Source organism: Bradyrhizobium sp. R2.2-H, assembly GCF_004346455.1.
GTDB lineage: Bacteria > Pseudomonadota > Alphaproteobacteria > Rhizobiales > Xanthobacteraceae > Bradyrhizobium > Bradyrhizobium diversitatis.
The window spans coordinates 221,948-247,088 of record NZ_SMBR01000012.1 but is presented as its reverse complement, the minus strand read 5'-3'; the positions used below and the strand labels follow the sequence as shown (position 1 = coordinate 247,088).

Annotated in this window: 20 protein-coding genes; 10 read left to right on the top strand and 10 right to left on the bottom strand. The window is 64.5% G+C overall.

Annotated features, from left to right (window positions below):
- Positions 1 to 150: 150 nt before the first annotated feature.
- Both EDE08_RS28645 and EDE08_RS28640 read right to left on the bottom strand, forming a co-directional pair.
- Positions 151 to 546 (bottom strand): MAPEG family protein, encoded by a 396-nt coding sequence (locus tag EDE08_RS28645; RefSeq protein WP_131871907.1) that lies wholly within the window; start codon positions 544 to 546, stop codon positions 151 to 153.
- Positions 547 to 651: 105 nt separating this feature from the next.
- Positions 652 to 1,473 carry a DUF4118 domain-containing protein gene (locus EDE08_RS28640; RefSeq protein ID WP_131871908.1) on the bottom strand — a complete coding sequence of 274 codons (822 nt, stop codon included), beginning with the start codon at positions 1,471 to 1,473 and terminating at the stop codon, positions 652 to 654.
- Positions 1,474 to 1,933: 460 nt separating this feature from the next.
- Here EDE08_RS28640 and EDE08_RS28635 point away from each other — a divergent pair, with 460 nt between their 5' ends.
- Together EDE08_RS28635 and EDE08_RS28630 are read left to right on the top strand one after the other, a co-directional pair.
- Positions 1,934 to 2,242 carry a Na+/H+ antiporter NhaA gene (locus EDE08_RS28635; RefSeq protein WP_131871909.1) on the top strand — a complete coding sequence of 103 codons (309 nt, stop codon included), beginning with the start codon at positions 1,934 to 1,936 and terminating at the stop codon, positions 2,240 to 2,242.
- A gap of 54 nt (positions 2,243 to 2,296) precedes the next feature.
- Positions 2,297 to 3,514 carry a cytochrome P450 gene (locus EDE08_RS28630; RefSeq protein WP_131871910.1) on the top strand — a complete coding sequence of 406 codons (1,218 nt, stop codon included), beginning with the start codon at positions 2,297 to 2,299 and terminating at the stop codon, positions 3,512 to 3,514.
- 287 nt (positions 3,515 to 3,801) lie between these two features.
- Here EDE08_RS28630 and EDE08_RS28625 read toward each other — a convergent pair whose 3' ends face one another.
- The 3 genes from EDE08_RS28625 to EDE08_RS28615 all read right to left on the bottom strand — a co-directional run bounded on the left by EDE08_RS28625 (position 3,802) and on the right by EDE08_RS28615 (position 9,404).
- Complete coding sequence (locus EDE08_RS28625; RefSeq protein ID WP_131871911.1) at positions 3,802 to 6,960, bottom strand: multidrug efflux RND transporter permease subunit; 3,159 nt, start codon at positions 6,958 to 6,960, stop codon at positions 3,802 to 3,804.
- A 7-nt stretch (positions 6,961 to 6,967) separates the two neighbouring features.
- The gene (locus tag EDE08_RS28620) at positions 6,968 to 8,161 is read right to left on the bottom strand and encodes an efflux RND transporter periplasmic adaptor subunit (protein WP_131871912.1); all 1,194 of its coding nucleotides are present in this window, start codon (positions 8,159 to 8,161) and stop codon (positions 6,968 to 6,970) included.
- A 223-nt stretch (positions 8,162 to 8,384) separates the two neighbouring features.
- The gene (locus EDE08_RS28615; protein ID WP_131871913.1) at positions 8,385 to 9,404 is read right to left on the bottom strand and encodes an SAM-dependent methyltransferase; all 1,020 of its coding nucleotides are present in this window, start codon (positions 9,402 to 9,404) and stop codon (positions 8,385 to 8,387) included.
- Positions 9,405 to 9,572: 168 nt separating this feature from the next.
- Here EDE08_RS28615 and EDE08_RS28610 point away from each other — a divergent pair, with 168 nt between their 5' ends.
- From EDE08_RS28610 to EDE08_RS28600, 3 genes are all read left to right on the top strand, one after another.
- Positions 9,573 to 10,589 carry a hypothetical protein gene (locus tag EDE08_RS28610; protein WP_061880928.1) on the top strand — a complete coding sequence of 339 codons (1,017 nt, stop codon included), beginning with the start codon at positions 9,573 to 9,575 and terminating at the stop codon, positions 10,587 to 10,589.
- 161 nt (positions 10,590 to 10,750) lie between these two features.
- The gene (locus EDE08_RS28605; RefSeq protein WP_131871915.1) at positions 10,751 to 11,779 is read left to right on the top strand and encodes a peptidoglycan -binding protein; all 1,029 of its coding nucleotides are present in this window, start codon (positions 10,751 to 10,753) and stop codon (positions 11,777 to 11,779) included.
- Complete coding sequence (locus EDE08_RS28600) at positions 11,779 to 12,225, top strand: GNAT family N-acetyltransferase (protein WP_131871916.1); 447 nt, start codon at positions 11,779 to 11,781, stop codon at positions 12,223 to 12,225. Before EDE08_RS28605 ends, EDE08_RS28600 begins: the two co-directional genes overlap by 1 nt.
- Before the next feature lie 118 nt (positions 12,226 to 12,343).
- Here EDE08_RS28600 and EDE08_RS28595 read toward each other — a convergent pair whose 3' ends face one another.
- Positions 12,344 to 14,194: an ABC transporter ATP-binding protein/permease gene (locus tag EDE08_RS28595; protein ID WP_131871917.1), complete on the bottom strand. Its 1,851-nt coding sequence runs from the start codon at positions 14,192 to 14,194 to the stop codon at positions 12,344 to 12,346.
- Between the two features lie 197 nt (positions 14,195 to 14,391).
- Here EDE08_RS28595 and rpmE point away from each other — a divergent pair, with 197 nt between their 5' ends.
- A complete protein-coding gene (gene rpmE / locus EDE08_RS28590) occupies positions 14,392 to 14,619 on the top strand; it encodes a 50S ribosomal protein L31 (protein WP_028182497.1) in 228 nt (75 codons plus the stop codon).
- 198 nt (positions 14,620 to 14,817) lie between these two features.
- Here rpmE and rcdA read toward each other — a convergent pair whose 3' ends face one another.
- Together rcdA and EDE08_RS28575 are read right to left on the bottom strand one after the other, a co-directional pair.
- A complete protein-coding gene (rcdA, locus tag EDE08_RS28585; protein ID WP_061880931.1) occupies positions 14,818 to 15,327 on the bottom strand; it encodes a protease adaptor protein RcdA in 510 nt (169 codons plus the stop codon).
- A 642-nt stretch (positions 15,328 to 15,969) separates the two neighbouring features.
- The gene (locus EDE08_RS28575) at positions 15,970 to 16,161 is read right to left on the bottom strand and encodes a DUF1192 domain-containing protein (protein WP_131871918.1); all 192 of its coding nucleotides are present in this window, start codon (positions 16,159 to 16,161) and stop codon (positions 15,970 to 15,972) included.
- A gap of 114 nt (positions 16,162 to 16,275) precedes the next feature.
- Between EDE08_RS28575 and EDE08_RS28570 the strand changes: the two genes are divergently transcribed.
- Together EDE08_RS28570 and EDE08_RS28565 are read left to right on the top strand one after the other, a co-directional pair.
- Positions 16,276 to 17,274: an NAD(P)H-quinone oxidoreductase gene (locus EDE08_RS28570; RefSeq protein ID WP_131871919.1), complete on the top strand. Its 999-nt coding sequence runs from the start codon at positions 16,276 to 16,278 to the stop codon at positions 17,272 to 17,274.
- A 150-nt stretch (positions 17,275 to 17,424) separates the two neighbouring features.
- Positions 17,425 to 20,301 (top strand): EAL domain-containing protein, encoded by a 2,877-nt coding sequence (locus EDE08_RS28565; protein WP_061880935.1) that lies wholly within the window; start codon positions 17,425 to 17,427, stop codon positions 20,299 to 20,301.
- 240 nt (positions 20,302 to 20,541) lie between these two features.
- Here EDE08_RS28565 and EDE08_RS28560 read toward each other — a convergent pair whose 3' ends face one another.
- Positions 20,542 to 20,805 carry a DUF7662 domain-containing protein gene (locus EDE08_RS28560; RefSeq protein ID WP_035708505.1) on the bottom strand — a complete coding sequence of 88 codons (264 nt, stop codon included), beginning with the start codon at positions 20,803 to 20,805 and terminating at the stop codon, positions 20,542 to 20,544.
- Between the two features lie 144 nt (positions 20,806 to 20,949).
- Here EDE08_RS28560 and EDE08_RS28555 point away from each other — a divergent pair, with 144 nt between their 5' ends.
- Positions 20,950 to 22,446, top strand: coding sequence for a sensor domain-containing diguanylate cyclase (locus EDE08_RS28555; protein ID WP_131871921.1), 1,497 nt, complete (start codon positions 20,950 to 20,952; stop codon positions 22,444 to 22,446).
- Positions 22,447 to 22,558: 112 nt separating this feature from the next.
- On the opposite strand, the gene EDE08_RS28550 is transcribed toward EDE08_RS28555, so the two are convergent.
- Complete coding sequence (locus EDE08_RS28550; RefSeq protein ID WP_131871922.1) at positions 22,559 to 23,434, bottom strand: UTP--glucose-1-phosphate uridylyltransferase; 876 nt, start codon at positions 23,432 to 23,434, stop codon at positions 22,559 to 22,561.
- 205 nt (positions 23,435 to 23,639) lie between these two features.
- Here EDE08_RS28550 and EDE08_RS28545 point away from each other — a divergent pair, with 205 nt between their 5' ends.
- Positions 23,640 to 25,025, top strand: a complete 1,386-nt coding sequence (locus tag EDE08_RS28545) for a lytic murein transglycosylase (RefSeq protein WP_207913108.1) — start codon at positions 23,640 to 23,642, stop codon at positions 25,023 to 25,025.
- Positions 25,026 to 25,141: the final 116 nt, after the last annotated feature.

Here is a 25,141-nt window from a genome sequence, read left to right as displayed (position 1 = left end):
GTAGCGGGTCACAACCCGACGGCATTGATAAGATTCGGTTGAAGAAACACTCGATCCGGTTGCGGCCGCGGTGAGACAAGGACCGAGCAGAATTGTCGGCATCGCCCTTCCCGAATTTCTAATGAACGTCGAGGGTCCTGTACCGACGTCTCAGACGAACAAATCGGCCACGATCATGAAAATTCCAACTTGTCCGGCGAGCCAACAGATGGGCCGTACACCCGGAGGGGCGAAGGCATAGGCGGGAACGTAGAGCAGTCGGGCGACGACGAACACCCAAGCCCCGACTGTGGATAGCGAGCCGACAGCGTTAGCTGCGTGCACCAGAAACAAAGCGGCGACAAACTGCGGAAATATCTCAAGCAGATTACGGTGCGCCCGAACAATGCGCCCACTAACACCTGAAACCTCGCGCGGTTCGTCCCGAGGCCCTGCGACCCAAACACCCCCCAGTTGGCGGAGTGTCAGCACACTGGATAGCGTAAGCTGAACAACTGCGAGCAACATTGCCGCGGCCAGTGCCCATAGATCGCCTGTCATCATCATCGCGCCGTCCAGCCCTCAAGCTTCTGCGGCTTGGCACCGCCTCCAACAAGGATTTGAACAGTTCGGCCATGCGGCGGAATCCGTGCCTATGGCGAACTGCGAGGATCAGGTCGAACGTTGGCGATCGAGTACCAACGCCAACACAGTGGCTACGATATTGACGGACGTATGCGGCGGTGAAGGACGTTCGTCCCGATCAAAGGCAAGTCCAATGACGGCACTTTGGCCCTTATCCGTCTGCACAGGCCAAAAATCAAACCGAGAGGCGAGATTCGGATAGACCCCGCTGGGCGCGACGGATCCAGTCTCCAGGCACGAGAGCGCTGCTTCCAGTTCGGCCTCCTTGGGGGCCAAGTTGCCAACGCACTTGATAGAAACGATGCTGCCCTGTCTCACAAGCATCGAGACCGCGGGAACCCGGTAGAGCGCTGCGAGAGTCTGGGAGGTGATTGAAAGGATCGCATCCACGCTATCGGCCGCAACAACGTCCCGGCTGTAGCCTTGCAAGACGGTCGCCTGCTGCCTCAACTGTGCCGCTTCGGCCGCGCGCCGGCCCGAAGTGAACGCAACACCACTCGTTATGAGACCAATCACGAACAGCAGCCCGATTGCCCAGACATTCGCCGGATCGTCGACGGTCAGCGAGTAGCGAGGTTCGGTAAGGAAAAAATTGAAGGCCAGAGCGCCAATTATCGCCGAGCAGAGTGACGGACCCAAGCCAAGGCTAACGCCTGCGACGATCACCGGAATTACAAATATCAGGGAAATGTTGGGAATGGTCACCTTGCTGTCGACAGCGATGGCCACGACGGTCGCGGCCGCGGTCAGCACAATCGAAGCAAGATAGCGCGCCCATCCCGACGCCACGGGATCGGCATTGGTCTCCTGAATAATCTCCGGCTGCAGCTTCGATCCAATATCAGTCATGTCCGACTCCCCACTTGTCGCTTGCAATGCACTGTTGAGCGACACTGACCGTCAGGAGGACGCCTGAGAGCATGGCCAAACACATGGTCTTCCTCGACGACCAGAGCGCCAACGCGAGTTCCGTCCGTGCGAGTTCCGTCCGTGAATGACGACCTAGGCGCGCCTAACTCAATCTCGGAATCCGTTTCAGCCGCGACTTGCGGCTCGGGAAAGATTGATCCATTGGCATATAGAATCGATGATGTGAGATGGCCGGCGATATAGGAATTTCATAAAGGCCGGCAGCCAATGAGCCCTATTCATTCCCTCCGGAACCCATGCGCGGTTGGCGCCCCGAATTCGCCGTCGAATAAGGTTTGCCTCCACATCATACCCGTGTAGAAGAGCTTTACGGGTGTTCGCTGCGCGCAGCAGCGACAGGTCAAGCGATGGTCGGGCCGCCACGCGGAGCGCGTGCGCCTTGAACGATCGACCTTCATTCGAAGGCCTGCCCCGGACTCAACACCTTGCCGAGCAGGCCTTTTCGACGCTGCAACGCTTCCTGTATGTCGAGGCCGTCAGCGGCGGCGCGCTTCTTCTTGCCGCTACGGCTGCGCTGATCTGGGGCAACTCTCCGTTTGCTTACAGCTATCATTCCTTCTGGAACCTGCCGATCACAATCGGGCTCGGTGAGTTCGTCTTATCCAGATCGCTATATTTCTGCAGCGTGCTTTCGGGCTCGATCAGCGCCGCCATATTCGGTCTCGGTTGGGGCGTGTTCTACGTGTGACGCATGCGCTGAAACCACGCCACCAAGCTTAGGGCGACAACGATGAGGCTTGGCATGTTCGACAAGCAGACGTTCGACATCATTTCATCGAGCTTCCACGCAAATCCGCATCCTGTGCTCGACCGCATGCGGGCAGAAGGGCCCGTGGTTTCGATAAAGCTGCCGATCATTGGGCGCATTTGGCTCACTGTGACATTCGACGCCTGCGCGGAATTATTGAAGGGCCATGAGTATTTTGCGCGCGATCCAGCCAATGCAGGAAGCAGAACTCAAGAGCGGATCTTGAGATTCTTGCCAAGAACCATCGGTCTCCTGGCATTGAACATGCTTGGCCATGATGACCCCGAGCACCGCCGACTGCGAGGCCTTGTCGATCGCGCGTTCCAGCGACGCTCGATTGCGGTTCTGAGACCATTGATCACTCAAACTGCGGATCGGTTGCTCGACAGACTGGAAGGACGGCCTGACGCCGATCTTATGGTCGAATATTGCCGTGACCTGCCGCTTTCGGTCATTTGTGCCATGCTCGGGCTTCCGGAGAAGGACCATGATCGCTTCAAGGACTGGCTTGGCGGGCTGAAAGACACGGCCAATATTGCCGCCGTTATCCGCGCCATTCCCGGGGTGATCCGCGTCGTCCGATACCTTCGGCGCGCTTCAAGACCTGGCGGCGGCGCACAGCCCGAGGGCTTAATCGCCGCGCTCCGCGACGTGCAAGTTGACGGGCATACGCTCAGCGAAGACGAACTTGTGTCGATGATATTCCTCCTGTTTGGAGCAGGGCAGGAAACGACGACCCACCTCATTGCAGGCGGCCTTCTGGAGTTACTCTCACGCGAAGATCAGCTGCATCGGCTGCGCAGCGATTCAGGGCTCATGCCTGGCTGCGTCGAAGAATGCCTCCGCCATGTATCGCCGGTTCAAATGACCAAGCCGCGTTTCCTCACGCGCGACCTGGAATGGATGGGCCGAAAGTTCCAGCGGGGAGACATGTTCGCCGCGTTTCTGGCTGCGGCGAACTGCGACCCCGCGAAATTCGAGCGTCCGCACGCATTTGACATCGCGCGCCACCCGAATCCGCATCTCTCGTTCGGCACAGGGGTGCATTTCTGCCTGGGCTTTCAACTCGCCCGAGCGGAGGCCGCCATAGGATTCGAACGTCTGCTGCTGCGCTTTCCCCGCATACGGCTCGATCCCAAGGTGGGCGTTCGATGGCACAAGCGCGTCGGCATTCGCGCTCTGACCGGGCTGCCGGTACGTTTGGGGACATGAAGAGTCGAGGCGTCCGCCTGCAAGCAAATCCGCAGGTTGGTCTGCATTGCATGGGAAAGCTCCGATGCCACCAGGAAATCCGCACGTTGCATTCGTGCCGTATTCGTAGGGGTCAGCGCCACCGGCCTGATTGCCGCCGCTAGAGGGGTACAGCGGACCTCATACGCGCCGTGATCCGCGGGCGCGGGGATTATGAGGACACGCCCTAGCTGGATACGGATAAGCCGCGGCGTACGGGATGCCTTGCCGGAGCAGGACCCCAAGAAAGCAAGCCGACCGATCTGCGTTCAGTGGCCGGCTCTTGCCCGCGCCGGCGGACCGTAGGCCTCATGGTCCTTCGCCGCCGCCGGCTCCCGGTCCCCGCCAAGCACGCGCTGCACCGAGACGAAGAACACCGGCACCATCAGGAGCGCCAGGATCACCACCGCGATCATGCCGCCCATCACGATGCTGCCCAGCGCCTGCTGGCTGGCGCCGCCGGCGCCATGCGCGATCGCCATCGGCAGCACGCCGCAGATGAAGGCGAGGCCGGTCATCAGGATCGGGCGGAAGCGCAGGCGGCAGGCCTCGATGGTGGCTTCCACCAGCGGCTTGCCTTCCTTGCGCAGATCCTTGGCGAACTCGATGATCAGGATCGCGTCCTTCGCGGCGAGGCCGATGATGGTGATCAGGCCGACGGTGAAGTAGACGTCGTTGGGCAGGCCGCGCAGCATGGCGGCGGCGACGGCGCCGACGATGCCGAGCGGCACGGTCAGCAGCACCGCGAGCGGAATGGTCCAGCTCTCGTACAGCGCGGCGAGGCACAGGAACACCACGAATACCGAGAGCGCCAGCAGGAACGGCGCCTGCGAACCCGAGAGCTTTTCCTGGAGCGATTGTCCGGTCCATTCATAGCCGAAGCCGCGCGGCAGTCTGTCGGCAAGCTGCTCCATTTCGGCGATCGCATCGCCCGAGGTGAAGCCGGGCCTGGCTTCGCCGGAGATGCGCACCGCCGGATAATAGTTGAAGCCGGCGATCTGCGTCGGACCGCGTGCCCATTCCACCGTAGCAAAGGACGAGAACGGCACCAGCTGGCCGCGGCTGTTCTTGACGTTGTAGTTGAGGATGTCCTCGGTCCGCATGCGGTCGCGCGCGTCGGCCTGCACGACGACACGCTGCATGCGGCCGCGGTTCGGGAAGTCGTTGATGTAGTTCGAGCCGAGATTGGTGGAGATGGTGTTGTTGATGTCCTCGAAGGTGACGCCGAAGGCGCCGGCCTTCTCGCGGTCGATCATGAGATTGACCACGCCTGCCTCGGGCAGGCCTTCGATGTAGACCTTCTGAAGCACCGGGCTCGCATTGGCCGCCGCGATCAGCTGGTCGGCAGCGCGCATCAAGGCCGAATAGCCCTTCTGGCCGCGGTCCTGAAGGCGGAACGAGAATCCGGAGGAGTTGCCGAGATTGTCGATCGGCGGCGGCTGCAGCGCCGAGATCTTGGCGTCACGGATCGATGAGAGGTCGCGGTTGATGTCGTTGACGATCGCCGCGGCGGAATCGGCGGGTCCGCGCTCCGACCAGTCCTTCAGCGTGATGAAGGCCTGCGCGGTGTTCATGCCCTGGCCGGAGAAGCTGAAGCCCGTAAGGAAGGTGACATCTTTGACTCCCGGCCGCGCGGCAAGATATTTTTCGACCTTCTCGATCACGGCCTCGGTGCGGGCGTAGGATGAATCCGACGGCGTCTGCACGTCGGTGGTGACGAAGCCCTGATCGTCGACGGGCAGGAAGCCGCCGGGCAGGCTGACGAAGGCCCAGGACAGGCCGACCAGCAGCGCGGCATAGACCAGCATCAGGCGCCCGGTGCGCTTCAGCGAGAAGCCGACCGTACCCGCGTAGCGAAACCGCGCGGCCTCCAGCATGTGATTGAACCAGCCGAACACGAAATTGCTGGAATGACCGTGCCCCTTGGCGATTGGCTTGAGCAGGGTCGCACACAGCGCCGGCGTCAGCGACAGCGCGAGGAAGGCGGAGAAGCCGATCGCGGCGACCATGGTGACGGAGAACTGGCGGTAGATGATGCCGACCGAACCCGGGAAGAACGCCATCGGCACGAACACCGCCATCAGCACCAGGGTGATGCCGATGATGGCGCCGGTGATCTGCGACATCGCCTTGCGCGTCGCTTCCTTCGGCGGCAGGCCTTCCTCGGCCATGATGCGTTCGACGTTCTCGACCACGACGATGGCGTCGTCGACGAGGATGCCGACCGCGAGCACCATGCCGAACATCGAGAGCATGTTGATGGAGTAGCCGGCGAGCAGCAGCGTGGAACAGGCACCCAGGAGCGCCACCGGCACCACGATGGTCGGAATGATGGTGTAGCGGATGTTCTGCAGGAACAGGAACATCACCACGAACACCAGCACCACGGCTTCGACCAGCGTCGACAGCACCTTCTTGATCGAGGCCTCGACCACGGGCGTGATGTTGTAGGGGATCTCGTAGGTGATGTTGGCCGGGAAGAAGCGCGACAGCTCCTTCATCTTCGCTTCGACCGCGCTCGCGGTCGCCAGCGCATTGCCGGTCGGCGACATCAGCACCGACAGACCTGCGGTCGGCTTGCCGTTGAGGCGCGTGTTGAACTGGTAGCTGAGCCCGCCGACCTCGACGCGCGCGACATCGCGCAGGCGCACGGTCGAACCGTCGGCATTGGCACGCAGGATGATGGCGCCGAATTCGTCCGGCGAGGAGAGTTGCCCCTTGACCAGCACCAGCGTCGAGGTGCGCTGGCTGGACGTCGAAGGTTCGGCACCGATGCTGCCGGAGGCCACCTGCGCGTTCTGCGCGGCGATGGCCTTGTTGACGTCATCGGCGGTCAGCCCATAGCCGACGAGCTTGGCCGGATCGACCCAGACGCGCAAGCTGCGCTCGGTCGAGTACAGCGTGGCGCGGCCGACGCCGGGAATGCGGCGGACCTCACCCAGCACGTTGCGGATCATGAAGTCGCCGAGGCCGACCTCATCCAGGCTGCCGTCGGTCGAGCTCAGCGTGATGATCTGAAGCACCGCGCTGGAGGCTTCCTCGATCAGGATGCCTTGCTGCATCACCGCGCGCGGCAGGCGCGCCTCGACGCGCTTGATGCGGTTCTGGACTTCCACCGAGGCGTCGTTGGTATCGGTGCCCGGCTGGAAATTGGCGATGATCTCGACTTGGCCGAGCGAATCGCTGGTCGATTCGAAATTGAGGATGCCGGAGGCGCCGTTGAGCTCCTCCTCGATCAGCCGCGTGACGCTGTTGTAGAGGTTTTCCGGCGAAGCACCGGGATAACTGGTCGAGATCGAGATCGAGGGCGGCGCGATGATCGGATATTGCGCGATCGGGAGCAGCGGCACCGCGATCGCGCCGATCAAGCAGATGAACAGCGCGACCACCCAGGCGAAAATCGGCCTGTCGATGAAGAAGCTCGGCATAGCCGGGTTACCGCGTGAGCTGCTGGGCGTGCCGGTTGTCCGCGGTCGCCTCCGCCTCCGACCAGGATTGCGGCTTGACCTTGTCGCCGGCCGCGAACTTCTGGAATCCTTCGACCACGACCTTGTCGCCGGACTTCAGGCCTTCGGTGACGAACCAGAGCCCGTCCTGCACGGATCCGGTGCGCACAGCCTGCACCGCGATGTGGTTATCGTCCTTGACGACGAACACCTCGCTGCCGCCGCCGCCATTGCGCTGGACCGCCTGCTGCGGCACCGCGATGGCGTCGGAATCGAGGCCCTGGTCGATCCGGACCCGGACATACATGCCCGGCAGCAGCTCGCGCCTGGGATTGGGAAACTCACCGCGCAACGTCACCTGCCCGGTGTTGGCGTCGACCTTGGCGTCGGAGAACAGCAGCTTGCCGTCGAGCGAATAGATGGTGTTGTCGTCGAGCACCAGGTGCACCTTGGCGGCATCGGCGGCGATGCGCTCGAGGTCGCCGGTCTCGAAGGCGCGACGGAGCTGGTTGAGCTCGGTCACCGACTGGGTGAAGTCGGCATAGATCGGATCGAGTTGCTGGATGGTGGCGAGATTGGTCTCGTTCTGCACAGCAAGCGCGCCCTCGCTGACCAGCGCCGCACCGACCACGCCGTCGATCGGCGCGCGCACGGTGGCATAGTCGAGATTGAACTTTGCCCGGGCGAGCTCGGCCTTGCGGCCCTCGACCTCGGCATGAGCCTGACGCTCGGCCGCGATCGCCTTCTCGTTCTCGGCCTCCGGGGCAGCGCGATCCTTGGTGAGGGCGGCGATACGATGCGCCTGCTGTTTGGCCTGCATCAATGCCGCTTCGGCCTTGGCGAGCGCGGCCTCGTTGGCCAACACCTCAACCTCGAACGGACGCGGATCGATGCGGTAGAGCGGATCGCCCGCCTTCACCTCGCTGCCCTGGCGGAACAGACGCTGGACCACGATGCCGGAGACGCGAGGCCGCACATCGGAGACGCGCGTCGGTGCGATTCGGCCCGGCAGTTCGCGCACCACGGCGCGTGGCTGCGGCCGGACAGTGACGACGCTGACCTCAGGTTCGGTCGGTTGTGCTTGGACGATCGCAGAGTTTGATTCATCGCAGGCCGCAAGCAGCGGCGCCGCGACCGCGAGCAAAATTACCATGCAGGCGGATCGCACTTGAAGTGCTGGCATAAGGGTAGTTGCCCCGTTTCAATCACTCATGGTTTCGGACTTCCGGAGAAGTTCCGGACAGTGTGATATCGAAATGCAAAGTAATCCTTGCTTGCTGCGACGCAATGAGCGCGTCGGCGGCTCATTGTCACACGACCTAGTAACTTGAAAAAACTGCTCTTTTTTCGATTCACTCGATTGTGAGTCGGGTTCCACCGCCGCGTGCTGCGACCGAACACCGCAATCATTCGGCGGCTTTCATCCGGTAATGGCTGATTCCCCACTCGGTTCCCCCGGCGTAGCCGAACAGGCCGGATGTCGCGAGGAGGAACCAGCGCCAGCGACGCATGCGACGAGCAGTCTCCTCGCCATAGACCCTGCGCAAGCACGCCTCGATGGGGCCGCGATGCGCATCGAAATTGGCGAGCCAGTCGTTCGCGGTGCGCTGGTAATGCGTACCGCTCCAGCACCATTCCTTCTCGATCGCAAAGATATCGTCGAATTGCCTGACGAGGTGATGGCTCGGCATCAGCCCGCCCGTGAAGACATGCTGCGCGATCCAGTCGTTGCGATCGAGCCGATCGAACAGCTGCGAACCCGAGCGATGGGTGGCGACCTGCATGAAGAGCCGCCCCTCCGACGCCAGCCATGATCGCACCCGTGTCATCAGCTTGCGCCAGTTCGTCATCTGCCCGAACATCTCGACCGAGACGATGCGATCGAACTGGCCTTCGGGCGCGAACACGTTCATGTCGGCGGTGACCGCGCGCAGGTTCAGGAGTCGGCGGAGCCGCGCCTCCTCCTCGACATGGGCACGCTGCGCCTGCGAGCCCGACACCACCGTCACCTTTGCATGCGGAAACTGCCGCGCCATCCACAGCGACAGCGAGCCCCAGCCGCAACCGAGCTCGAGGATGGCCTGGCCGTCGGCAAGACCGGCATGCTCGACGGTCTGGCGCAGCGCCTCCTCCTCCGCCTCCCGCAAGGTGCTCGCGTCGGTCTTGTAGAAGCAGGAGGAGAACTTGCGGTTGGGGCCGAGCACTTCGGCAAAGAAGGAAGCAGGCGCCTCGTCATGCCGGGTCCCCGCGCCCTCGGCAATCGGCCGCAGCATCATCCGCCCGGCGAAGGCGGCGTCATCGGCGGCGCCCAGTGCGGACAAGCGGCTCGCCGTGCGGGAGCACAAGCGCTGGATCGCGGCACGGATGACCACGTCCGGCAGCGGCACGTGTTCGGCACTCCCGATGATCGCGGAAACGACGCTCATGCACCTCCCGAATGGCGAGCTTCTGCAGATACCTGTTCATCAAAGCGCCGCTTCCGGCCCCGGTTCCCCCAGCTGTCCCCGAAATTGGCGCATCCGGCGCTTTTTTTGGGCGGGCGCTGTGCCATAGTGCGCACCGCAAGCAAGCTTACGTAACGGATGATACCGGCCATGCCGTCTGGCACTTCCCGCTCCACCTTGGATATCGAGTACACGAAACTGTCCTCGCCCAGCGTCTTCCTGGTGCGGATGCTGGTCTTCCTGGTGCTGTGCACGCTGGTTGGCGTGGTGCTCTACAAGCAGATCATCCAGGCTTTCTTCGCCAATCCCGGGCTCAATGCCCTGATCGGGGCGGTGCTTTTCATCGGCATCGTGCTGGCCTTCCGCCAGGTCATCCGGCTCTATCCCGAAGTCTCCTGGGTCAACAATTTCCGCATCGCAGACCCCGGCCTGGCGCCGGCCCGGCACCCGAAGCTGCTCGCGCCGATGGCGGCGATCCTCGGCGGCGAGCGCTCCGGGCGGATGACCATCACCCAGACCACGATGCGGCATCTGCTCGATTCCATTGCGACGCGCCTCGACGAGGCCCGCGACATCTCGCGCTACATGACCGGCCTCCTGGTCTTCCTCGGCCTGCTCGGCACCTTCTGGGGCCTGATCGAGACGGTCGGCTCGGTCGGCAAGGTGATCGACGGGCTCAAGGTCGGCGGCGATGCCGGCTCGCTGTTCGACACGCTCAAGGAGGGCCTCGCCGCCCCGCTCGGCGGCATGGGGATCTCGTTCTCCAGCTCGCTGTTCGGCCTCGCCGGCTCCCTGATCCTCGGCTTCCTCGACCTGCAATCGAGCCAGGCGCAGAACCGCTTCTACACGGACCTCGAAGACTGGCTCGCCACCACCGTGCGCGAATATGGCAACGGCGAAGCGCCGCCCGTTGCGGCAGGCGGCGGCGTCGCCAGCGGCGAGCTCCAGGCCGCAGTCGAACGGCTGCGCTCCGTGTTCGAGGAAGGCAGCGCCAGCCGCGGCACAACGGCGGCGATGGCGAGCCTTGCCGAGGCGATCCAGGCGCTGGTCTCGCACATGCGCACCGAGCAGCAGATGATCCGCGAATGGGCCGACGGCCAGGGCGAGCAGAACCGCGAGATCCGGCGCCTGCTGGAGCGCATCGCGCGTCAGCCGGAGAAGAGTTGAGAATAGAGTGGAGGGTCTCGTGCCCCGGACGCGGCGCAGCACGCAGTGATGCGCCGCCGAGCCGGGGCACGGAATCCTCCGAACGATAGTGGGTCCCGGCGCTGCGCAGCAGCGTTGCACGCTGCAGCACGTCCGGGACACGAGAGTGGAGATCAACGGACATGGCTCTAGCGCGCGGCCGCCGCAGCGAAGGCGCTTTCAACTACTGGCCCGGCTTCGTCGACGCGCTGTCGACGCTGGTGCTGTCGATCGTGTTTCTGCTGTCGGTGTTTCTGGTCGTGCAGTTCTTCCTGTCGCAGGAGGTCACCGGCAAGGACAAGGCGCTGGAGCAGCTCAACGCCAAGATCGCCCAGCTCAACGAGCTCCTGTCGCTGGAAAAGCTCGGCAAGCTCAGCCTCGACGACCAGGTCTCGCAATTGAAGGCGGGCCTCGCCTCGGCCGAGTCCGAGCGCGACCGCATCAAGGGTCTCTATGACGGCCTTGCCGCCGCCGGCAACGACGCGCAAGGCAAGACCGCCGAGCTCGGCAAGGCGCTGGACTCGGAGAAGGCGGTCTCGGCGCGAGCCCTGGCGCAGATCGAGGTGCTGAACCAGCAGATCAGCGCGCTGCGCCGGCAATTGGCGGCGCTGGAAGAGGCGCTCGATGCATCCGAGAAGCGCGACAAGGAATCGCAAAATCGAATTGCCGATCTGGGCTCTCGCCTGAACGTCGCCCTGGCGCAGCGTGTGCAGGAATTGTCGCGCTACCGCTCCGAATTCTTCGGCCGCCTGCGTGCCATCCTCGGCAACCGCCCCGACATCCGCATCGTCGGCGACCGCTTCGTGTTCCAGTCCGAAGTGTTCTTCGATACCGGCCAGGCGACGCTGCTGCCCGAGGGCCGCGCCGAGCTCGACACGCTGGCGACTGCGCTGATCGAGCTCGACAAGAAGATCCCGAGCGAGATCCCCTGGGTGCTGCGCGTCGACGGCCATACCGATGTGCGTCCGGTCAACGGCCCGAACTTCAAGTCGAACTGGGACCTGTCCGCGGCCCGCTCGATCTCGGTGGTGCAATATCTGATCTCGCTCGGCGTGCCCGCCCAGCGCCTCGTCGCGGCCGGCTTCGGCGAATTCCAGCCGCTCGATCCAGGGAACACCGAGGAGGCCTACAAGCGCAACCGCCGCATCGAGCTGAAGCTGACGGAGCGGTAGTGAGCGCGCTCCACCTTCGCCCCTACCGACCCGAGGACGAGGCCGCTGCGATCGAGCTCTGGCATCGCACCTGGCAGCAGGCCTATCCGCAGATCGACTTCGCGGCACGGCTGGAATGGTGGCGCGAGCGCTGGCGCAAGGACCTGGTGCCGAAGGCCCAGATCGTGGTGGCGGAGCAGGACGGTGCGCTGACCGGGTTCGTCACGATCGATGGCGAAGGCTATCTCGACCAGCTCGTGGTCGATCCGGAGCAGTGGGGCTCGGATGCAGCGCGGCGGCTGGTGGACGAGGCCAAGCGTCTCTCGCCGGGAGGAATCACGCTGCTCGTCAACAAGGACAATGCCCGCGCCATCCGCTTCTATGAGCGCAACGGCTTTGCCCATGCCGGCGACGACGTGAACCCGACCTCGGGCCGGCCGGTGCTGAAGATGGAATGGAAGGCGTGATCGCCAAATGCAAACTGAGCTGTCATCGCCCGCCTAGTGCGCAATTGCGCACTAGGCGGGCGACGACACTGTGGGTGAGGCGGCGATCGCAGCGCTTCACGTCGATCGCGCTGCGCCCTCACGCCCCCTCGAACTGCAACCGCGCCAGCCTCGCATAGAGTCCGTTCGCCGCCACGAGCTCGGCATGCGTGCCCTGCTCGACGATCCGGCCCTGGTCCATCACCAGGATGCGGTCGCAGGACAGCACGGTTGCGAGGCGATGCGCGATCACCAGCGTGGTGCGGTGGCGCATCAGCTCTTCCAGCGCGGTCTGCACCAGCGTCTCGCTTTCGGCGTCGAGCGCGGAGGTGGCCTCGTCCAGCAGCAGCAGCGGCGCATCGCGCAGGATGGCGCGCGCGATCGCGATGCGCTGGCGCTGGCCGCCGGACAGCGTCACGCCGCGCTCGCCGAGCGCCGTCTCGAAACCTTCGGGCAGGCGGCGGATGAACTCGGCGGCGTGCGCGAGCTCGGCGGCACGCTCGACCTCGGCATCCGTCGCATCGGGCCGGCCGAAGCGGATGTTCTCGCGGGCGGTCGCGGCGAACACCACCGAGTCCTGCGGCACCAGCGCGATGCGGGCGCGGAAATCGCGCGGGTCGGCGGATCTGACCGGCACGCCGTCGAGCGAGATCGTTCCGCTGCGCGGATCATAGAAGCGCAGCAGAAGATGAAAGATCGTGCTCTTGCCGGCGCCGGAGGGACCGACGATCGCGACCTTCTCGCCGGGGCGCACGGTGAACGACACGGCGTCGAGCACCTTGACGTCGGACCGCGCCGGATAGGCGAAGCTGACCAGTTCGAAACCGACCTCGCCGCGCGCCGGCACCGGCAGCGCGCGCGGCGCCGCGGGCGCGGTGATCTCGGGCTTCACATGCAGGATCTCGAACAGGCGCTCGGCCGCGCCGGATGCCGCCGAGACCTCGCCCCAGACCTCGCTGAGCTGGCCGAGGCCCGCCGCCGCGAACACGGCGTAAAGCACGAACTGGCCGAGACGGCCCGGCGTGATCGCGCCGCTCAGCACGTCATGCGAGCCGATCCAGAGGATGGCGACCACGCTCGCGAACACGATGAAGATGATGATGGCCGTGAGCACGGAGCGGGCCTGGGTCGAGGTTCGCGCGGCTTCATAGGCCTGTTCGACCTCGCCGCCGAAACGCTTCTCGGCAAATGGCTCGCTGGTATAGGCCTGCACGGTGCGGATCGCGCCGACCAGCTCGCCGGCATAGGCCGAGGCTTCGGCGAGCGTATCCTGCGCATTGCGCGACAGGCGCCGCACCCAGCGCCCGAAGGCCACCAGCGGCAGCACGATCAAGGGGATGGCCAGCAGCACGAAGCCGGACAGCTTCGGGCTCGTGATCACCATCATCGCCGCGGCGCCCAGGAACATCATCAGGTTGCGCAAGGCAATCGAGACCGAGGCGCCGACGGCCGATTTGAGCTGGGTGGTGTCGGCGGTGAGCCGCGAGATCAATTCGCCGCTGCGGGCGGAATCGAAGAAGGCGGGCGAGAGCGAGAGCAGATGGGCGAAGACGTCGCGCCTGAGGTCGGCGACGATGCGTTCGCCGATCGTCATCACGAGGTAGTAGCGCGCCGCGCTCGCGAGCGCGAGCACGCCCACCACCGCGAGCATCACCGAGAAGTAGCTGTTGATCAGCTCGATGCCCTCGGGCGTCAGGCCGAAATCGATCATCCTGCGCACCGCGATCGGCACCAGCAGCGTCGTCAGCGCGGCGACCGTGAGCGCGACGAAGGCCAGCGCCGCCCGGCCGCGATAGCGGCTCACATAGGGCGCGAGCGCAAGCAGCGGCCGCAGCTTGGCGCGCCCCTTGGCGGGCTCTTCGATCAGCTCCGCCTCGATCGACGGGATGTCCGCGGCGTTCATTGCGGGCCGATTGATATGCTGGTCATCAAGCCGTTCCACTGCGCTCATGATATCCGACCTATTGCATTGGTTTGCTCCCAATAGGCCGGTGTAGGGGTAGTGGCAAATCCGGGAAGTCCCTTAGGGGCAGACCCGGTTCGACGGCCCGACATGGCTTGTTTTGCAAGGTTTCGTGCGGTATAGAGCCGCCCAAATCCGTCATTCGCTAGCCACACGAGAAGGCGCCGGAGCGCCGAGGAATTGCCATGAAAGCCGAAATTCATCCGGATTATCATACGATTAAGGTCGTCATGACCGACGGAACCGAGTACCTGACCCGCTCGACCTGGGGCAAGGAAGGCGACACGCTGAACCTCGACATTGACCCGAAGTCGCACCCGGCCTGGACCGGCGGCTCCACACAGATCATGGACCGCGGCGGCCGCGTTTCGCGCTTCCAGAAGAAGTTTTCGGGCTTTCTCAAAAAGGATTGAGCCGGCCGCAAGGCTGGAGACGAAAACGCCCCCGGCAAACCGGGGGCGTTTTTGTTTGCCGTCATTCCGGGGCGCCCGAAGGGCGAGCTACGATGCGCAAATGCGCATCTGAGAATCCATAACCACGATCGGGAGTATGGATTCCGGGCCCGCGCCAAGTGGCGCGTCCCGGAATGACGACCGAGATTGTTGACAATATTACCGCTCGAACGCCGCCTTCAGCGCGTTGAGGTGCGGCACCAGCGGGTTGCCGATCGCCACGTGCTCGGCCGGCGGGGTGTGGATCGTGCTGTCGAGGCGGCGCACGCGGGTCTGCAAGCTCATCGAGCGATGGATCAGCTCCTGGAGCTGCGCGGGCAGCTTCTCGATGGTGTCGGCGGGACCGGGATCGGCGGCGGTGAGCTTCACCTTGGTCTTCTCGCGGTTGGCCTGGCTCAGCGTCATCTCGCCCTCCTTCACCGCGCGGTGCAGCAGCAGCCAGGACGCAAGCTGCATCAGGCGCGTGGTGAGGCGCATGCTCTCGGTCGCATAGGTGAGGCTGACGGCGCGATCGAGTGCCTTGGCCTCGACGCGGCCGGCGCCGTCGAGATAGGCGGCGGTCTCTTCGACGAGGTCCATGCCTTCACGGAACAGAACGCCGAACGCCGCAGAATTGGTGAACCGCTCGCTGAGCTGAACGAGAGCGCCTTCGGCCTGCAAACGTTCCATGGTTAACGCCCCTTACGCAACTGTCTGACTGTCCGGCTTAGGCGCCGGCTTATGATGAACAAATCATTGCGCGGGCGGAGCGCGGAGTCCAGTGACAAGCGCGGATATGGTTTCCGCGGGTCATTCCTCGCAAATGCAACTGAGGGGATATTCCTGTTTCGACACATCTTCTCGACGCGAAGCTGCATCCGCTGTGCTTTGCGCAAAAAAAGAGCCGCCGGAGACCGGCGGCTTTGAAAGTTGATAACAGGGAGGCGTCAAACAGAGTGGACAGGAGCCACTCGGTGTCCAAACGAGGACAGTTCCAGTCATAAACCCGAAAGCTTAATCGACCGTAAACGAGCTAATTTTTTGAGAGTTCGTTAGCCATGTCGGCCAGCGGCCGAGTGCGTGCGGAACAATTTCGAAAGTCGTGCACCGGTCTGATCAGGCGCCAGACATGTTGCGCAGCTGGCGCAACACATTCCGCTGTCGTCCCGGACAAGCGTAAGCGCCGATCCGGGACCCATAGGTCCAGGCGGATGTGGTGATGGGGACTCCGAGTTGCCGGCTTCGCGCGACGACTTCGCCCTGTGGGTATGGGTCCCGGATCGGCGCGCGCTTGGGGCGCGCTTGTCCGGGACGACAGTCGTTGTGTGGCGGCTACTTCTTGAAAAAGTGATCCGCCGCATCGCGCGAGGCGCGCTTCCTGGTGGCGGCTTCCTCCAGTCGTGCGATCTCGGACTTGAGCAGCGCGACGCGCTCGGTCAGTTCCTCGACCGACAACAATGAGAGATCCTGGCCGATCTCGTGCGTGATCTTCCTGCGCGGGCGGTCGTCGTCTTCGATCGGCATCCTCGTTCCCCTCCTGCGTTCGCGCTGGGTCATGGCTGAGACTGTTGCCAGCTTGGATGGCGCTGGCTAAGCAAGGGCCTCGCTTCATCCCGCACCTTTGCTCAAGGACACATCATGGACAAGCTGCCCGCGCAAATGACCGTGATCGCCATCTCCAAGCCCGGCGGACCGGAGGTGCTGGTGCCGGAACAGCGCGCGCTGCCGCAGCCCGGCCCGGACGAGATCCTCGTCAAGGTCGAAGCCGCGGGCGTGAACCGGCCCGACGTCGCGCAGCGCTCCGGCGCCTATCCGCCGCCGCCCGGCGCCAGCGACTTGCCGGGCCTCGAGATTGCGGGCGAAGTGGTCGCGGTCGGCAGCAATGCCAAGCGGCACAAAGTCGGCGACAAGGTGATGTCGCTGGTCGCCGGCGGCGGCTATGCGCAGTACTGCATCGCCCAGGATGCCCAGGCGATGAGCGTGCCGCCGGCCTTGTCGATCAAGGAAGCCGGCGCACTGCCGGAAACCCTGATGACGGTCTGGCACAACGTGTTCGAGCGCGGCGGCCTCAAGGCCGGCGAGACGCTGCTGATCCATGGCGGCTCCTCCGGCATCGGCACCATGGCGATCCAGCTTGCGAAGGCATTCGGCGCCAAGGTGTTCGTCACCGTGGGATCGCAGGACAAGATCGACGCCTGCCTCAAGCTGGGCGCCGACCGCGCCATCAATTACAAGACCGAAGATTTCGTCGCCGTGGTCAAGGCCGAGACCAACAACCTTGGCGTCAACCTGATCCTCGACATGGTCGCCGGCGACTATGTCGATCGCAACTATGATGCCGCGGCGGTCGACGGCCGCATCGTCCAGATCGCCACCCTCAACGGCCCCAAGGTCAGCGTCAACATCGCCAAGGTGATGGTCAAGCGCCTGACCCATACCGGCTCGACGCTGCGCCCCCGTACTAATGCGGACAAGGCGGCGATGGTGGCCGCGATCGAGGCGAAAGTGATGCCGCTTTTGCGCGAAGGCCGCATCAAGCCGGTCATGGACAGCGCTTTCCCGTTGGAAAAGGCGGCGGATGCCCACCGGCGCATGGAAACCAGCGCACATATTGGCAAAATTGTGTTGGAGGCCTAGGCTGTCGGCCCACAGGTCAGGCTGGAAACCCTTTGATTTTCCTCGCTTTCGTGCCATCTATCGCGACGCCCCGAACCACTTCGGTCCGGTTGAATCGCCTTCTAGATTCGCCTTGCACTCAGAGTTTGCGTCAAACGCGGAGAACTGACCTTGCGTCTGATCAGGTGCCTCGCGCCCATCGCGCTGGGCCTCATGATTCTTGTCGCCGCGTATCCCGCGCGCGCGCTGGACGCCGTCAGCGTCCGCAGCGACGCGCCCGCGATCGACCTCACCGGCGTGCTCGAGCATCAGCGCAGCGATGCCGATCGCATCCAGGTCTCCACCGCGCCCGGCACCGACGGCATCGTCCGCCGCATCGAGGTGCGCGCCCGCGAAGGCGGGCAGAACTGGGTGGTGTTCGCGCTCGCCAACAACACCGACGACCAGCTCGACCGCCTGATCGTCGCCCCACATTATCGCATCGTCTCCTCGGGGCTGCTGTGGCCCGACCTCGGCCTGTCGCGCATCGCGACCATCACGCCCTCGATCGGCGATCGGCCCGAGCGCCAGGAAAGCGCCACCGCCGACGTGTTCCGCATCACGCTCGACCCCGGTGCCGTCGTCACCTTCGTTGCGGAGCTGCGCACCGACAAGCTGCCGCAGCTCTATCTGTGGGAACCGGAATCCTACAAGGATAAAGTCAATTCCTTCACGCTCTACCAGGGCATCGTGATCGGCATTTCCGGCCTGCTCGCGCTGGTGCTGACCATCCTGTTCGTCGTCAAGGGCAGCATCATGTTTCCGGCCGCCGCCGCGCTGGCCTGGGCGGTGCTGGTCTATATCGGCGTCGATTTCGGCTTCTGGGGCAAGGTGCTCGACATGTCGAACAACGCCGAGCGCATCTGGCGCGCGGCGGGCGAGGCCATCCTCGCGGCCACGCTGCTGGTGTTCCTGTTCGCGTACCTCAATCTCAGCCGCTGGCACGTGCGCTATTCCCACATCACGATCGGCTGGCTCGCCTTCCTCGGCTCCCTGGTGGCCCTGGCGCTGTTCGATCCGGCCGTGGCTTCCGGCATCGCACGCATCTCGCTGGTGCTGATCGCCTTCGCCGGCTTCGCGCTGATCGTCTATCTCTCCACCCACGGCTTCGACCGCGCGGTGCTCTTGATCCCGACCTGGTTCCTGCTGGTGGTCTGGGTGGTCGCGGCCGGCATGACCGTCGCGGGTTCCGTCACCAACGACATCGTCGGCCCGGCCCTGCTCGGCGGCCTCGTGCTGATCGTGATGCTGATCGGATTCACGGTGATGCAGCACGCCTTCGCCGGCGGCGGAGCCACCACCGGCATCGTCTCCGACATCGAGCGGCGGGCGCTGGCGCTCGCCGGCTCCGGCGATCTGATCTGGGATTGGGACGTGTCCGCCGACAAGGTGTTCACCAGCCCCGAGACCGAAGCCCTGCTCGGACTCAAGCGCGGCACGCTGGAAGGCCCCGCGGCGTCCTGGTTAGAGGTGCTGCATCCGCTCGACCAGGACCGTTTCCGCGCCGCGCTCGACAGCGTGCTCGACCAGCGCCGCGGCCGGCTGGTGCAGGACTTCCGCCTGCGCACGCCGGATGGTCATTTCATGTGGTTCGCGCTGAAGGCCCGCCCGGTGGTCGGCTCCGACGGCGAGGTCTCCCGCGTCGTCGGCACGCTCACCGACGTCACCGAGCTCCGCAACGCCGAGGAACGCCTGCTGCACGATTCCGTGCACGACAACCTCACCGGCCTGCCCAACCGCAAGCTGTTCATGGACCGGTTGGGTGCTGTCGCCAACTTCGCCAAGACCATGCCGACGCTGCGGCCGACGCTGATGGTGATCGATCTCGACCGCTTCAAGCAGGTCAACGATTCCGTCGGCATCGCAGTCGGCGATTCCATCCTGCTCACCCTCGCCCGCCGCCTCACCCGCATCCTGAAGCCGCAGGACACGCTGGCGCGACTGGCCGGCGACCAGTTCGGCCTGATCCTGCTGTCCGAACAGGACCCGGCGCGCATCACCGCCTTCGCCGAGACCATCCGCAAGACCATCCGCGCGCCGATCGCCTTCAACGACCGCGAGATCTTCCTGACGGCCTCGATCGGCCTCGCCTTGTCCGATCCTCAGACGCAGCTCACGGACGAGATCATCAAGGACGCCGAGCTGGCGATGTACCATTCCAAGCGCATCGGCGGCGACCGCATCGACGTCTACAAGCCCGCCATGCGTGCGCGGAAGACCGACCGGCTGACGCTGGAGAGCGAATTGCGCCGCGCCATCGAGCGGCAGGAGATCACCATCCTTTATCAGCCGATCGTGCGGCTGGAGGATCGTTCGATCGCCGGCTTCGAGGCCCTGGCGCGCTGGGATCACCCGAAGCTCGGCCGCATGGCGCCGTCGGAATTCATCACCATCGCGGAAGAGACCGGGCTGATCGTCGACCTCGGCATGTTCGTGCTCGACCAGACCGCAAAGCAGCTCTCGGTGTGGCAGCGCGCGATGCGCTCGCGCGACCCGATCTTCGCCTCCGTCAACGTCTCCTCGCGACAGTTGCTGCGTCACGACCTGATCCACGACATCCGCACCGTGCTGTCGCGCTCCTCGGTGGCGCGCGGCACGCTCAAGCTCGAGCTGACGGAATCGCTGGTGATGGAGAATCCGGAGCACGCGGCGCAGATGCTGACGCGGATCCGCGAGCTCGGCACCGGGCTGTCGCTCGACGATTTCGGCACCGGCCATTCCTCGCTGGCCTATCTCCAGCGTTTCCCGTTCGACACCATCAAGATCGACCAGTCCTTCGTGCGCACCACCAGCCGCGGCACCCGCCCGGTGATCCTGAAGTCGATCATCGCGCTCGCGCACGATCTCGGCATGGACGTGGTGGCGGAGGGCGCCGAGACCGATTCCGACGCGGTCGAGCTCTACCAGATGGGCTGCGAATACGCGCAAGGTTTTGCCTTCGGCGAGCCGATGGATGCGGACGCGGCGATGCGCCTGCTGACGGAAGTGCGGCTGGAAGCGGCGAGCTAGGCTCTCTTCTTCCCTTCTCCCCTTGTGGGAGAAGGTGGCATAGGCGGCCTGTGGCCGCCGTTCTTAGGAACGCCGAAGCCAGCTTCGGCTATGGCGCTGGATGAGGGGTTCGTTCCGCGAATTCAAATGCGCGAGACTAGCGCGCGCAGAGAACCCCTCACCTGTCTCGCCGCTTCGCGGTGAGCCACCCTCTCCCACAAGGCCCACAAGGGGAGAGGGGAAGAGCGCGCCTCGTCGACGTTAACGCCGCCGCTCGTTCCTCTGCTTCCTGAACCGCACGCTCGCACCATCAGGCATCCGTGTCGCCACGAACCCCGCGGCGAGGCAGGCTTCGCGTTGCGGCATCTGGATGTCGGGGCTGCGCAGGCTGTCCCACCAGGAGGCACGATGGGCCGCGCGCGGCAGCGCGGCGCCGATGATCTCCTCGATCTGCTCGAAGCTCAGCACGAACTCCTCCTGCTTCTGCCGCATCAGATAGTCGCGCAACGCGTCGTAGTCGTTCACAAGCGTCCTCTCGTCCGAAGTCCCGTCCGATCTGCCTAAAACCGTTCGATCCATAAACCGATTCTTAACTCATTGCGGTAGCGCCGTCCTGCCTTAAACACTACGCAAGCTTTCGGGCGCATCCACTGGTATCGGGAGCGACCCATGCCCTTTGGATGGCGCGAAATCACGGCCCGGCGGCCATGGCGGATTTCGGCGAAGCTGCTGATCATCTCGTCCGTGGTGACGGTGATCGGCTTCTCGGCCGTCTGCGTCAATGTGATGCTGGACATGCGCCGCGGCGAGGAGGCGCTCGCCCGCCAGACGCTGGAGAACCTCGCAACCTCCATCGAGTCCGACATCGGCCGCAACATCGAGATCTACGACCTGTCGCTGAAGGCGGTCGCCGGCAACATGCTGCTGCCCGAGCTCGCGACGGTCTCCAAGGCGATCCGTCACCTGATCCTGTTCGACCACGCGACGACGGCCCGGCATTTCGGCGCCATCCAGGTGTTCGATGCCGAGGGCCGGCTGATCATCGACGCTTCCACGCTCGATCCCCTCGTCGAGAACCGGAGCCAGGAGGACTATTTCACGGTCCACCGCGACAATCCCGGAGCCGGGCTCTTCATCAGCCGCCCGATGCTGTTCCGCGGCGCCTATTCCATCGTGCTGAGCCGCCGCATCAGCGATACCGACGGCGGCTTCCTCGGCGTCGTCGCCGGCTCGATCCGCTTCAGCTATTTCCACGAATTGTTCGAGCGGCTGAACCTGGACCCTGAAGACACCATCACCGTGCTCAGGCGCGACCGCACCATCATCATGCGGCGGCCGTTCGATCTCGACATCATCGGCACGAACCTGAACGACCGCCGAAGCTGGAAGGCCGACAATCTCCTGGCCGGTGCCTCCTATTCCGGACAGGGCCCGGTCGATCCGACGCCGCGGCTCTACGTCCGCAGCGGCGACAGCGGACCGCTGTTCGTGGTGGCGGGCAAGCCCCTGGCCGCAGTGTTCGCACTCTGGCAGAGGGAGGCGTTCCGCATCGGCGCCGTGGTGCTGGCACTCGCGCTGTTCGTGCTGGGATCGACGCTCGTGCTCGCGCGCGAGATCGGGCGGCGCGCCGAGGCCGAACGCAAGCTCGAGGAGATGGCGACGACGGATGCGCTCACGGGCCTGAGGAACCGCCGCAAGTTCGATACCGTCATCGACGTCGAATGGCGGCGCGCGATGCGCCAGAAGGCGCCGCTCGCGCTCCTGATGATCGATGCCGATCATTTCAAGGCCTACAACGACACGTTCGGCCATCAGGCCGGCGACCAGGTGCTGGTCGGCATCGCCATCTGCATTTCGGATTCCGTGAGCCGCGCCGGCGACTGCGCCGCGCGCTATGGCGGCGAGGAATTCGCCGTATTGCTGCCGAATACCTCGGCCGACGACGCCTTCAAGGTCGCCGAGAAGATCCGCCTCAAGGTGCAGGGCTGGTCCGACGATCAAACGGCCTCGACGGTCTCCTGCGGCATCGCCAGCCTCGTGCCCGCGGCCGGCATGGACTGGCCGGTCCTGGTCGCCGCCGCCGACAAGGCGCTCTATGCCGCAAAGGCTGCCGGGCGCAACCAGTCGGTGGTCGCCAGCATTCCGAAGCTGTCGCGGGTGGCGTGAGGGCCGGCTGTCATTCCGGGGCGGCTCGAAGAGCCGAACCCGGAATCTCGAGATCCCGGGCCTGGTCCTTCGGACCATCCCGGGATGACATCGAAGGCGTTCGCCTTCGATGTCACTGCCCCAGATACTTCTTCATCTCGGCGATCAGCCCGTCGCGCAGTTCCGGGCGCTTCATGCCGTAGGCGATATTGGCGCGCAGGAAACCGGGCTTGGAGCCGCAATCATGGCGCTCGCCCTCGAACTCGACGCCGTAGAATTTCTGCGTCTTGGCAAGCCCGATCATGGCATCGGTGAGCTGGATCTCGCCGCCGGCGCCGCGCTCCTGGGTTTCCAGGATCTTGAATATCTCCGGCTGGAGGATGTAACGGCCGGTGATCGAGAGATTGGAGGGCGCCGTGCCCTTGGCCGGCTTCTCGACCATGCCGTCGACCTCGAACATCTTGCCGTTGCGCTTGCCGACGCCGCAGATGCCGTATTGGTGGGTCAGGTGATCGGGCACCGCCTCGACCGCAATCAGATTGGATTTCTCGCCAAGCGAGGATGCCATCTCGATCATCTGCTTCAGGCAGCCGGGCGTGTTGAGCACGAGCTCGTCGGGCAGCACCACGGCAAACGGCTCGTTGCCGACGATGTCGCGCGCGCACCAGACGGCGTGGCCGAGGCCGAGCGGCGCCTGCTGCCGTGTGAAGCTGACGGCGCCGGCTTCCGGCTGGTTCTGCGCCAGGATGTCCTGCTCGGCCTTCTTGCCGCGCGCGGCCAGCGTCGTGTCGAGCTCGAACATGCGGTCGAAGTGATCCTCGATGACACCTTTATTGCGGCCGGTGACGAAGATGAAGTGCTCGATGCCGGCTTCCTTCGCCTCGTCATAGACGTACTGGATCAGCGGCTTGTCGACGATGGTCAGCATTTCCTTCGGCATCGCCTTGGTGGCAGGCAGGACGCGGGTGCCGAGGCCGGCGACGGGGAATACAGCTTTGCGAATTCTCATGTGATCGATCGAATACCTGAGGGCACATGTGACGGGAGCAATGGCTTCTTGCTAGCCTGTTTGCAGCCGCCAACAAAGGCGGATGTGGGGCCTCGCCCGGTCAGAGTTAAGAAAAACGCCGTCACCAAAATTTCACCTTTGTTAAGCTATTGGCAACGCTAACCGGGCCTCCTGTGACGGAATTTTTCAGGCCGACGGGTGGGACATGATGCAAACGATGGCAGGGCTGGCAAAACGGGCGGGATTTCTGACCGGCGCAGCGATGGTTGCTGCCGCTTCGCTGCTGCCGGCCTGCGCGCACGCCCAGGCGCAGAACGGCCTGTCCAATCTGTTCGGCGGGATCTTTTCGGGCGCCAATCCGGCACCTTCGCAAGCGCCGTCCGGCCCCGGCGGCGCTCAACCCTGGAGCGGCGAGGACGGCGCCTCGGGCCATCCGTTGATGACGGCCGCCGCGATCCGCGAAGCCGCCGGCAATTTCAGCAATTGCGTCGCCGCGATGTGGCCCGATGCCGCACGGCGCGGCATCACGCAGGAGAATTTTCAGCGCTTCACCGCAGGCCTTGGCCCCGACCTGCGCATCATGGACCTCATGGATTCGCAGCCGGAGTTCACCAAGTCGATCTGGGACTATCTCGACATCCTGGTGAACGACAACCGCCTCGCCAAGGGCCGCGAAATTCTCGCCAGGTACAAGGCGCAGTTCGACGCCACCGAAAGGGCCACCGGCGTCGACCGCTACATCATCGCCTCGATCTGGGGCATCGAGTCCAATTACTCGACGCAGATGGGCGACCGCAGCGTGCTGCAATCGACCGCGACTCTCGCCTGCATCGGCCGCCGCCAGGCCTATTTCAAGGACGAGTTCCTCTCCGCGCTGGAGATCCTCAACCGCGGCGATCTCAGGCCTGAGCAGCTGCGCGGCTCCTGGGCCGGCGCCTTCGGCCCGACCCAGTTCATGCCGACCGCCTTCAAGCGCTTCGCAGTCGATGGCGACGGTGACGGCAGGCGCGACGTCGTCGACAATCCCACCGACCTGATCGCCTCCACCGCCAACAACCTGAAGAAGGACGGCTGGCAGTCCGGCCGGACCTGGGGCTACGAGGTCGTGGTGCCCCAAGGCTTCAACTACATGCTGGCCGATCGCGCCAAGGCGATGACGATCGCGCAATGGGAGAAGCTTGGGCTGAAGCGGGCGACGGGGCAGCCCTTCCCGCACCCGGCGGAGAAAGCCTATCTGCTGGCACCGGCCGGCGCGCAGGGACCGGGCTTCCTGATGCTGCAGAACTACCGCGTCATCATGAAGTACAACCCGGCCGAGGCCTATGCACTGGCAATCGGCCATTTCGCCGATCGCCTGCGCGGGGGGCAGCCCTTCGTGCAGCCCTGGCCGCGCCAGGAGCGGGAGCTGGCGCGCACCGAGCGGCTGGAACTGCAGCAGCTGCTGGCCCAGCGCGGCTTCTACAAGGGCACCCCGGACGGCCAGTTCGGCGGCCAGACACGGGAAGCCCTGCGCCACTTCCAGGCCTCGATCGGGGTCCCCGCCGACGGATTTGCCTCATCGGACGTGCTGGACCGGCTGCGCGGGCGGTAAAATCGCGCTAAAAGTAACCCTGAGGCGGGATTTCGACAGGCAGCCTTGACGGCGGCCGCCGTTCCCCGGCCTATGGAGAGGAATCTGCCCGTTTGCGGCCTGATTCCGTTATTATA

Excerpts from the sequence above, each read along its gene's own strand:
- EDE08_RS28595 (WP_131871917.1), bottom strand. The coding sequence starts at position 14,194 with ATGAGCGCAGTGGAACGGCTTGATGACCAGCATATCAATCGGCCCGCA.
- EDE08_RS28615 (WP_131871913.1), bottom strand. The coding sequence starts at position 9,404 with ATGAGCGTCGTTTCCGCGATCATCGGGAGTGCCGAACACGTGCCGCTG.
- EDE08_RS28550 (WP_131871922.1), bottom strand. The coding sequence starts at position 23,434 with ATGAGAATTCGCAAAGCTGTATTCCCCGTCGCCGGCCTCGGCACCCGC.
- EDE08_RS28645 (WP_131871907.1), bottom strand. The coding sequence starts at position 546 with ATGATGATGACAGGCGATCTATGGGCACTGGCCGCGGCAATGTTGCTC.
- EDE08_RS28575 (WP_131871918.1), bottom strand. The coding sequence starts at position 16,161 with ATGCCGATCGAAGACGACGACCGCCCGCGCAGGAAGATCACGCACGAG.
- EDE08_RS28545 (WP_207913108.1), top strand. The coding sequence starts at position 23,640 with ATGATGCAAACGATGGCAGGGCTGGCAAAACGGGCGGGATTTCTGACC.
- rpmE (WP_028182497.1), top strand. The coding sequence starts at position 14,392 with ATGAAAGCCGAAATTCATCCGGATTATCATACGATTAAGGTCGTCATG.
- EDE08_RS28570 (WP_131871919.1), top strand. The coding sequence starts at position 16,276 with ATGGACAAGCTGCCCGCGCAAATGACCGTGATCGCCATCTCCAAGCCC.
- EDE08_RS28620 (WP_131871912.1), bottom strand. The coding sequence starts at position 8,161 with ATGCCAGCACTTCAAGTGCGATCCGCCTGCATGGTAATTTTGCTCGCG.
- EDE08_RS28640 (WP_131871908.1), bottom strand. The coding sequence starts at position 1,473 with ATGACTGATATTGGATCGAAGCTGCAGCCGGAGATTATTCAGGAGACC.
- EDE08_RS28630 (WP_131871910.1), top strand. The coding sequence starts at position 2,297 with ATGTTCGACAAGCAGACGTTCGACATCATTTCATCGAGCTTCCACGCA.
- EDE08_RS28555 (WP_131871921.1), top strand. The coding sequence starts at position 20,950 with ATGCCCTTTGGATGGCGCGAAATCACGGCCCGGCGGCCATGGCGGATT.
- rcdA (WP_061880931.1), bottom strand. The coding sequence starts at position 15,327 with ATGGAACGTTTGCAGGCCGAAGGCGCTCTCGTTCAGCTCAGCGAGCGG.
- EDE08_RS28625 (WP_131871911.1), bottom strand. The coding sequence starts at position 6,960 with ATGCCGAGCTTCTTCATCGACAGGCCGATTTTCGCCTGGGTGGTCGCG.
- EDE08_RS28605 (WP_131871915.1), top strand. The coding sequence starts at position 10,751 with ATGGCTCTAGCGCGCGGCCGCCGCAGCGAAGGCGCTTTCAACTACTGG.
- EDE08_RS28610 (WP_061880928.1), top strand. The coding sequence starts at position 9,573 with ATGCCGTCTGGCACTTCCCGCTCCACCTTGGATATCGAGTACACGAAA.